The organism is Gordonia sp. CNJ-863, assembly GCF_001942325.1.
In the GTDB taxonomy this organism is placed as follows: Bacteria; Actinomycetota; Actinomycetes; order Mycobacteriales; family Mycobacteriaceae; genus Gordonia; species Gordonia alkanivorans.
Genome location: NZ_MKKG01000089.1, coordinates 1 through 1098, shown reverse-complemented (window position 1 = coordinate 1098; position 1098 = coordinate 1). Strand labels below are relative to the sequence as shown.

At 68.7% G+C, this 1098-nt stretch carries 1 pseudogene; it reads right to left on the bottom strand.

Annotation, left to right across the window (positions count from 1 at the left end):
• Window positions 1-1036: pseudogene (locus BJF87_RS24610) on the bottom strand (hypothetical protein); the annotation flags it as partial.
• Window positions 1037-1098: the final 62 nt, after the last annotated feature.

Below are 1098 nucleotides of genomic sequence, written 5' to 3'. Positions count from 1 at the left end.
GGCCAGTGCGCTTTTCGGTGATGGCAAGGCAGTAGCGCATATTGGGGTCGAGCACGTCGATGTAGCTCTGCAACGTGATGGCGGTGCCGACCTTGGCGTTCGACGACACCACCGCGCGAGCAGCGTTTCCGCTGCGCCACTTGTAGTAGCCGTAGTTGAACGCTTTGATCGCGTTCGGCCCACTCGTCTGGTTCCCCGGGTCACGGCCGGTGGTGAGCGCGCCGGTTGTGCGGGAGGGACATTCGACTTCATCAGAGGTCGGGTCGGCGGTGGCGACGGGTGGAGCTAGTGCGGTGGCCGGGTCGAGAGGTGTGGCGTCGCCGCCGGCGGCGCCGATGAGCCGCCCGGCGCCGACCCCGATACCGACCAGGGCGACCAGGGTGATCAGACCAATCACCAGCAGCGGCGTGCGATGGCGCCGCCAGACGGTACGCAGACGACCACCAGCTGGTGGTGGCACGTGGGGGCCTCGACTGCGACGTTCGGCGGTCGGTGTCGAGCGGGGTCGCGCGTTCGGGCTGACGTGACCGGGGGTGACCCCGCGCCAGGGGCTGTCCTGCTCGACTGCTGCCTCAACGGGGCCGGGCTGGCTCGCGGCCTCATCAGCGGCAGGCTGGGCCAGCTGCTCATCGACAACAGGGGGCACGTCCGGCGCAGCGGCAGGTGCGACGATCTGGCCGCCGGTGTGCCCGCCATCGTCAGCGATTGGGTGCTCGTGCATCTCGACCGGCGGGGGAGCGCTGGGCTCCACCTGAGCGGCCTCGGGATGCTCGGGTTCTGGGGCGGCGGCGTGGGCGGGGTGCCATGTGCCGTCGGGCGTCATCTCGATGACATCGCCGCGCCCGGTTGCAGGATTGCGTAGCTCGAGCAGGACCGGCTGATCGTCGCTCGCCGCGAGGTGGTGGGCGTAGTCGAGGATCTGTTCCTGGAGCTCGGCGCCGCTGATAGCGCTGAACTCGATGCCGTCAGTGGTGGTGGCGGTGGTGGCCGAGGTGATTGTGACCACCACTGCGTTGTCGACAGTGGATGCACTCATCGGAGAAACCTCAGATCAAGGTCGAGGGGTCAGTCGGGCGGGGCCGATCAGATGGCCGACAG